Here is an 8154-nt window from a genome sequence, read left to right as displayed (position 1 = left end):
AGTTACATCGTCAAATATTTTTAACTGGTTTACACACTGCTGTTATTGTACCTCATCTTTCTGAGAAAGGCTATACAAACACTAAGCGAACTTTACCCGCTTGCAAATTAGTTTTAACCTTCTGCCAAAATCTGTCTTCATTAGCATCCGCACCGAGAAACTCTTCAAAAATCTGTTCAGGATCGCGACCCCGATCGCGACAATTAGCTTCAAACAGAGCAATAATTGAATCGACAGGCCAGTAAACCAACGCATTAGCAGCATAGTCGATCGACTGACCCAACACTTTTTGTCGCAGTTCGGCATTAGGAGTTCGCCTGACATCCACCAAAGTAGGAACTGCATTTTGGTCGAGAAACAAATGATCCAGCGACCACTGCACCGCTGTTTCCTCATCGCTGGGTGCAGCTTCCCGCGAAATTAACAGCCACCTCCGCGCCGTCGCCCGATCGATTTGGTCTCCCGCGATCAAATTAGGATAAGTTACTAGCAACTCTTGTAACTGGTCTTCCGAGTCGTAGGGCTGTTCCATCATTTCTACCAGCCTGTCGTCGTCCTGAATCAGATAAATACCTCCAGCCATGCCAGCCCACCTACTTAATTTTAGATTTTAGATTTTAGATTTTAGATTTTAGATTTCAGGCTTAGTTATTAGTCTTCAGTCTTCAGTCCGCAGCCAATAACTTCTGAAGGCGGAAGGCATTGGTCAGAATGCAATAAAAATTTTGAATTCAATAATTTTTATTGCTTGTTAATTAAACAAAAAATTCCTTCTGACTAATGACTGATGACTAATAACTAATGACTAATGACTAATAACTAATGACTAATGACTAATGACTAATGACTAATACAACCAGTAAATACTCGCTGTGCCGGCCCAGTCATGTAAATCCGCCCAGAAACTTCTGCCCATTCGATTTCCAAAACGCCGCCGGGGAGCTCAACAGCAGTTGCCCGATCGCACTTCCCTACCAACACCCCAGCTACCACAGCAGCACAAGCACCAGTCCCACAAGCTAGAGTAACACCCGCACCTCTTTCCCACACCCGCATTTTTACATAGTCTGAACGTACCACTTGAATAAATTCCGTATTGGTACGCTGCGGGAAGGCTTTGTTGTGCTCGAATTGAGGCCCGACAGTTTCTAAAGCAACCGCCGAAACATCCTCTACAAAGGTAATGCAGTGAGGATTGCCCATACTGACGCAGGTAACAGACCAAGATTTATCAGCAACTTCGATCGGCACATCTATAACTTTGGCATCCGCTGCAGCCAAAGTTGTCGGAATTTCCGCAGCCAGCAGCCTGGGCACTCCCATATCCACCTTCACCTGACCGTCCGATCGCAATTCGGTAATAATAACGCCCGCACCGGTGTGAATCCGGTACTCAGTGTTAGATTCACTCCCCCCCTTAGCAAGGGGGGGTTGGGGGGGGTGAATTCCAGACCCCTCCAAATCGGCAATAAACTTAGCCAAACAGCGAATTCCGTTGCCGCACATTTCCGGTTCCGAACCATCGGAGTTAAAAATCCGCATCGTATAGTCAGTGTCATTTTGACCCGGAAGAGCAAATATCACACCGTCTGCACCAATCCCGAAATGTCGATCGCACAAATCCACAGCTTGTTCTGGCGTGATCACCGGTTCTGACGAGTGGCGGTTGTCAATCAGAATAAAATCATTTCCCAGTCCGTGATACTTCGCAAACTCGATCGGCATAAAAACAAACCTCTTTTGGTTAAAACTCATTAGATAATTTGATGACCAAATTACCCATTTCCCACTATTATAAAACTTTATGGAATTTATAGTCCTTTGTCGTCAAATATCAACAAATATAATTTTTATAACTCCACAGGGATATCTATATCTAATTAATGCTGATGTCAATGGCTCAATGAATATGGATCGAAAACTAACCGCCAATGGGTTTCTCTCTCATCGGGCACAGGCACTTGTAATTGCTGCGGCAGTAAGGGTTAAACGGTATAAACAGAAGAATATGGTTTAAGGTAATATTTGACTATATTTTTCTGAACTATGTCTGAATTTGAAACCGGATTGCCCAGCGTTCGCTTAATACAAAGCTACATCAAAGACAAAAAACAGGTGGAGATCAAACTCGTTACCGGCGACTTAGTAGCTGGCAGAATTTTTTGGCAGGATAATAGCTGCATTTGCCTCCTCGATCCCTCAGAAACACAAATTCTGATCTCGCGACCAGCAATTGCTTATCTCAAACCCAACGGCTGAGAGTGGGGCATGGGGCATGGGGCATGGGGCATGGGGCATTGGGCATTGGGCATTGGGCATTGGGCATTGGGCATTGTTGACTGTTGGCTGGAAAGCTCACCACAGTCAACTGCCAACTCTGAACTGTCAACCGTCAACTGCCAACTGCCAACTGACTAATCGCTAAACAGCTTTTCGATGACTTGGGCCTTGACCAAAGGCAGCTTTAAAGCAGGTTGCGGCACAGGCGGTGAGGCCGTCCGCTGCATCAAGCCGAGCTCGTAGAAGCCGCCACACAGCAGCAAACGATCGCCTTCTTGCAAATTCGTAGTTCCGTCGGGCCAGCGAGTAAATTTCCCTTCCCGGCGGATCGCCCGCACCTGCACCCCGTACTGCGTCAGCACATCTACCTCTGACAGTTTTTGGCCCGCCCAAGGGCTGTTTGCTGGCAGCCTCAACCACTGGCAAGAACTGTCGCCCTGCGGCACTGCAACTTCCCCCTTCGCCAGCAACTCAAAACTGATGAGTTCTTCCGGTTCTCCGACTACAAAAAGTCGATCGCCCGACTGCAAAGCTGTCTTCCCGTTGGGATAATCAATTTCCTCGCCATTCTCGCGGACGATCGCCATCACGCTAACCCCTGTCAACTGGCGCAGGTTAGTTTCTTCCAGAGTCATGCTGGCGATGGGAGAACCCGACGGCAAGCTGTACCACTCGCTGTTCATATCTCGAACCGCCACTTTCAAATCCCGCGAAATCGCCAAAGGTTCGCGCGGTGGCCGCAATTCCAGATAGCGGCTGCTGCGAATTTGCTGCACATCCCGCCCGATCGCCATTGCCGAGAGTCCCATGCCAGCCAGCAAATGGGAAGACAGTTCTAAACTGGCTTCAAACTCCGGCTGCACGACTTCCCAAGCCCCCAGTTGGTAAAGCAGTTCGATGTCTTTATCTTGGTTCGCGCACACCACAATATCCAAATCCGGGACTAATTCTAAAGCCCGCTTCAGACACAAGCGAGTGCTCATGGGATCGGGAAGGGCGATCGCCATTGCTTTTGCCCGTTCCACCCGCGCCGCTTCCAATACGTGCAAACTGGCAGCATTCCCGTAAATGTAAGGAATTCCTTGCATTCTGCACTCTTGAATTCTACTTTCTGACTCATCGATCACCACAACTGAACAGTTGCGGCTTTGCAGCATTTTGACTAAAATTCTGCCGACTCGCCCGTAGCCGCAAACCACAACATAATTTTGTTCCGGCAAAGTTTCAGCTATTGCCACAGGTTGAGATGTTTCGTCAAAATAGCGCTGCAAAGGCCCGAAATTTTCCGCCCATTTCAATAACTGCGGCACGCTTCTCAATACAAACGGAGTTAGCACGAGGGTGACTGCTGTCGTTCCTAAAATTAACAGGTAAACGTTCCGCGAAACCAGCCCCATAGCTTGGCCGGCACTAGCGAGTACAAAGGAGAATTCTCCTATTTGAGCTAAGCCCAAACCTGCGATTAATGCTGTTTTTAGCGGATAGCCAAATAGTCGGACGATCGGCGTTATAATCAAGAATTTGCCGACAAATACTATAAATACCAGTCCCAGAATTACTTCTAGATGGTTCCACAGAAACACCGGGTCGATTAACATTCCGATGGTGACAAAAAATAAGGATGCAAAAATATCTCGCAAAGGCTCGACATAAGTTAGAGTTTGGTCGGCATATTCCACCTCGGAAATCATTAAACCCGCCACAAATGCGCCCATCTCGATCGAAAAACCCAAATATTCTGTCAGCAGCGCAATCCCTAAAGCCAACACCACAACTCCCAGCAAAAACAGTTCCCGACTTTCTGTTTTCGCCAAATAGCGCAGCAACTGCGGTACCATCCAAATGCCGGCGACTACAGCACCGACAGCAAATAACCCGATCCGCAGCAGGGCCCACGCTACCGTCATGCCGATCTCTTCTGCTGGCTGATTGAGTGCCGGCAAAACTGCTAGCATTAGCCCCAAAGCCAAATCTTGAACTACTAATATTCCCAGCATGACTTGACCGTGGGAAGTACCGGATTCATTGCGCTCCATCAAGCACTTGAGTACAACTGCTGTCGAAGAAAGCGACAGAATCGCTCCTAAAAACACGCCTTGAGGAGGCGATTCTACCCAGCCTACAGCCAAGGAAATTGCAGTAGTAATGGCGATCGTCAGCACAATTTGCAAGCCCCCCCCGCCCAAACTAATGGTTTTAACTTTCTGGAGTTCGGCGAAAGAAAATTCCACTCCCAAGGCAAATAACAGAAAGGCAACCCCGAATTCAGCCAGGGTGTCTACCTGAATTAATTCTTTAATCAGCCCCAAACCAGCCGGCCCAACTACGATCCCTCCCAGCAGGTAGCCGAGAATTACCGGCTGTCGCAAGAGCGATGCAAAGAGTCCTCCTGCTGCGGCAGCAGCGAGAACTAGAACTAAGTCAACGATCAGTCGGAAGTCTTCTTGCACAACTTTATGAAAAAAGTATAAAGTTATATTATAGTATCTAATGTGTTGACTATGTTTGGCGCGTTGACTATAGTTGAGGAACAAGCACAACGGCCACCCTTGACCCAGGTATTTTCTCATGGCACAGAGTTCAACTGCTCACAAAAAGCTTAACCTCTTGCAAGTTTATCGAGGGATTGCGGCTGTATTAGTGGTAATGTTTCACCTCACCGATATGAGCGCCGAGAGATTAAATCAAGTTACTTTTTTTAATTTATTTCAGGCTGGGTGGAGCGGTGTTGATTACTTTTTTGTATTGAGCGGTTTCATAATGGTGTATATTCACCGATCGGCGATAGGTAAAAAAGACCAGTTAAAATCGTTTTTAGTCAAGCGCGCCGTGAGAATATATCCGATATACTGGATAATTACTCTGACAGTTTTGTGTGTTTTTCTAGTAATTCCCGGTTTTGCTAACAATAAAGATTTAGGTTTGGGACAGGTAATTGTTTCGCTGCTATTGATTCCTCAAAATGACAAGCCCATTCTCGATGTAGGTTGGACTTTAATTTACGAATTATATTTTTACTTCCTGTTTAGTATAGCTATCTGGTTCAAACCAAAACATTCTGTACCGATACTTTCGACTTGGCTATTTATCACGATTCTACATTTTTGTAACCTTATAAATTTCCCCAAATCTTTTTTCTTGCTAAATCAACTATTTGGCAATATGAATCTAGAATTTGTTTTGGGCTGCTTGGCTGCCTATATAGTGATTAAATATAACAATAAGATCGGTAAGTACAGGTGGATATTGTTTGGAATAGCAAATTTAGGATATGTTATTTTAGGAATGGTCGTCGCATGGGGAAACATAGAGTTTGAGCGCGTCACAACTTTTGCAGTCCTAGCAGCTATGTTAATCATTGCTGCCACCTCGATCGACCTCAAGGAGTCCCCGAAAATTCCTGCTCTTTTAATTTTCTTGGGAGATGCCTCATACTCGATATTTTTGACCCACGGGCCGCTGATTTCAGCAAGTACAAAAATTCTGCAAAAGGCGAATTTAGCAAAATATTTCGACGGTTTCTTTGCTCCGGCTCTACTGGCAGTGTTCGCCGTAGTTTTTGGTTGCATATTCTACTCTTTGATAGAAAAACCATTGACAGTTTTTCTGCGGAAAAATATTGTTGAAAAAATGTTTCGTCCCAAAGCAGAAGGCGGACTTTAAAAAATCCGAAGGTTTGCTGCCGTTGGAAGCTAAGAATCCCGATACAGTCGGCTGTGAAATTAATCTCCTTCTAACGGGTGATTGTTACTTTCGGACTCGCAAGCCTAAACTGTGATTTTATTCCTCAAAAACGCACTCAGTCGAGATATTTGAGCTGTATAGTGACAAGCCCTCGGATGCCCCCGATTATTGGCATTGTGGACAGCCATCTCTATGCACCCGCGACCTTTGTCAATTGCCATTGAACTTCTGATTGTGTCCAGTCAGGGGAGTCAAACTGACGAGGATTAGGTGAAACCTGCCGTAGCACCTGTAAAGGCTGCGCTAGAGGCGATCGAGTCAACTTCCCAGTGTGAAGAAAGTCTGTACTTGACATCTGTGCATTTTATAACTCACGCATTTACAACCATGTCCCATTTATTTGAGCCATTCGATCAACGTGGCGTTAGCTTCCGAAATCGCATTGCAGTTTCTCCCATGTGTCAATATTCCAGTGTTGATGGGTTCGCGAATGATTGGCATCTGGTTCATCTCGTCAGTCGAGCCGTAGGAGGGGCAGGGCTGGTGATGACTGAAGCAGCAGCAGTCGAGCCTGAAGGACGAATTACGCCGCAAGATTTAGGAATCTGGGACGATGCTCACATTGAAAATTTGGCGCAAATCGTCGAGTTAATTCACCGCAACGGTGCGGTTGCTGGAATTCAACTGGCTCATGCAGGTCGAAAAGCCAGTACAGCACCTCCGTGGGATGGCGGCGATGTGCTTTCGGAATCTCAGGGAGGATGGACTTCGATCGCCCCTAGCGCCATTCCATTTGAACCCGATGGCCCCGCCCCGATGGCTCTGAGTATCGAAGACATTCAAAAGTTGACGGCATCCTTTGTCACGGCAGCCCAACGCGCCCTCGAAGCCGGATTTGACGTAATCGAGATTCATGCGGCTCACGGCTATATACTCCATGAATTTATGTCTCCCTTGAGCAATCGACGGACAGATGACTATGGTGGCACTTTTGAGCATCGCATCCGGTTTTTATGTGAAGTCGTGCAAGCGGTGCGAAATGTTTTGCCCGATCGAACACCGCTTTGGGTTCGCATCTCTGCAACCGATTGGGTTCCAAATGGTTGGGATATTGAACAAAGTATTACACTCAGCGATAAATTAAAGTCACTGGGCGTTGATTTAATCGATTGTTCATCAGGCGCAATTGTACCTGGTGAAAAGATTCCCACGGGTGCAGGTTATCAAACTATTTTTGCCGATCGCATTCGACGCGAAGCCAACATCGCCACCGGAGCCGTTGGTATGATTACTGCACCCGCGCAGGCTGACCACATCATCCGTACAGGTCAAGCAGATATGGTATTACTGGCCAGAGAAATGCTGCGCGATCCTTATTGGCCGATGCGGGCTGCCAAGCAACTACGTCAATCCGTTCCTGCTCCAATTCAATACGATCGCGCTTGGTAATTAAGCGAATTTGCGATCGATTTTAGGTCAGCCGATTTAATCAATTAACAGGAGTGAATATGTCTGAAATTCAAAACAAGGTTGTCATCATTACAGGAGCAAGTAGCGGTTTAGGTGAAGCCACCGCTCATCGCTTAGCCGCCAGCGGAGCCAAACTGATGCTTGCTGCGCGCCGCGAAGATAGACTCAAGGACTTGGTGGCTGCAATCGAAAAAACAGGTGGCACAGTTGCCTATCGAGTCACCGATGTGGCCGATCGCGCCCAGATGCAAGCATTGGCAGACGCAACGCTGGAAACCTATGGACGCATTGATGTGCTGGTCAACAATGCGGGTTTAATGCCACTGTCTCCCCTTGACCAGATTAAGGTCGATGAGTGGGATCAAATGATTGATGTCAACATTAAAGGCGTGCTTTACGGCATCGCTGCGGTGCTCCCGACTATGCGCCAACAGAAGTCCGGGCACGTAATCAACTTGTCGTCTGTTGCAGGACATAAAGTATTTCCGGCGGGGGCAGTTTACTGTGCTACCAAGTATGCGGTGCGAGCGATTTCCGAAGGGCTGCGGCTGGAGTCAAACGGTGAAATTCGTTCTACCAACATTTCCCCCGGTGCGGTTGCGACTGAGTTAACCAGTACCATCTCTCATGGTGATACGGCATCAGGGGTTAACGGCAGTTGACAATTTACCTAGATTTACCTAGGATTTAGGAACCAGATTCTCGGTAAATTAATGAACA

6 protein-coding genes and 1 pseudogene are annotated in these 8154 nt (G+C 47.0%); 4 read left to right on the top strand and 3 right to left on the bottom strand.

What is annotated here, in order from left to right; genetic code table 11:
• Positions 1–73 precede the first annotated feature (73 nt).
• Together QUB11_RS30410 and dapF are read right to left on the bottom strand one after the other, a co-directional pair.
• Positions 74–583, bottom strand: a pseudogene (locus QUB11_RS30410) (hypothetical protein); the annotation flags it as partial.
• Positions 584–840: 257 nt separating this feature from the next.
• A complete protein-coding gene (dapF, locus tag QUB11_RS30405) occupies positions 841–1725 on the bottom strand; it encodes a diaminopimelate epimerase (protein WP_333205414.1) in 885 nt (294 codons plus the stop codon).
• Positions 1726–2046: 321 nt separating this feature from the next.
• Here dapF and QUB11_RS30400 point away from each other — a divergent pair, with 321 nt between their 5' ends.
• Positions 2047–2259, top strand: a complete 213-nt coding sequence (locus tag QUB11_RS30400) for an Hfq-related RNA-binding protein (RefSeq protein WP_333205415.1) — start codon at positions 2047–2049, stop codon at positions 2257–2259.
• Between the two features lie 155 nt (positions 2260–2414).
• Here the strand turns inward: QUB11_RS30400 and QUB11_RS30395 are convergent, their stop codons facing one another.
• On the bottom strand, positions 2415–4730 hold the full coding sequence (locus QUB11_RS30395; RefSeq protein ID WP_333205416.1) for a cation:proton antiporter: 2316 nt from the start codon (positions 4728–4730) through the stop codon (positions 2415–2417).
• 118 nt (positions 4731–4848) lie between these two features.
• On the opposite strand from QUB11_RS30395, the gene QUB11_RS30390 reads away from it, so the two are divergent.
• The 3 genes from QUB11_RS30390 (at position 4849) to QUB11_RS30380 (ending at position 8096) form a co-directional block, all read left to right on the top strand.
• The gene (locus QUB11_RS30390; RefSeq protein ID WP_333392505.1) at positions 4849–5943 is read left to right on the top strand and encodes an acyltransferase; all 1095 of its coding nucleotides are present in this window, start codon (positions 4849–4851) and stop codon (positions 5941–5943) included.
• A gap of 291 nt (positions 5944–6234) precedes the next feature.
• Entirely contained in the window at positions 6235–7413 is a 1179-nt protein-coding gene (locus tag QUB11_RS30385) for an NADH:flavin oxidoreductase/NADH oxidase (RefSeq protein ID WP_333205418.1), read from the top strand.
• 59 nt (positions 7414–7472) lie between these two features.
• The gene (locus QUB11_RS30380; RefSeq protein WP_333205419.1) at positions 7473–8096 is read left to right on the top strand and encodes an SDR family oxidoreductase; all 624 of its coding nucleotides are present in this window, start codon (positions 7473–7475) and stop codon (positions 8094–8096) included.
• Positions 8097–8154: the final 58 nt, after the last annotated feature.

Origin of the sequence: Microcoleus sp. B6-A1, assembly GCF_036705085.1 — a bacterium.
Classification (GTDB): Bacteria; Cyanobacteriota; Cyanobacteriia; order Cyanobacteriales; family Microcoleaceae; genus Microcoleus.
Note: the sequence above shows the minus strand (reverse complement) of the source record. Positions and strands in the feature narration are given on the sequence as shown.

What these genes read in the sequence shown, in the direction of transcription:
- dapF (WP_333205414.1), bottom strand. Translation starts at nt 1,725, where the DNA reads ATGCCGATCGAGTTTGCGAAGTATCACGGACTGGGAAATGATTTTATT.
- QUB11_RS30400 (WP_333205415.1), top strand. Translation starts at nt 2,047, where the DNA reads ATGTCTGAATTTGAAACCGGATTGCCCAGCGTTCGCTTAATACAAAGC.
- QUB11_RS30390 (WP_333392505.1), top strand. Translation starts at nt 4,849, where the DNA reads ATGGCACAGAGTTCAACTGCTCACAAAAAGCTTAACCTCTTGCAAGTT.
- QUB11_RS30380 (WP_333205419.1), top strand. Translation starts at nt 7,473, where the DNA reads ATGTCTGAAATTCAAAACAAGGTTGTCATCATTACAGGAGCAAGTAGC.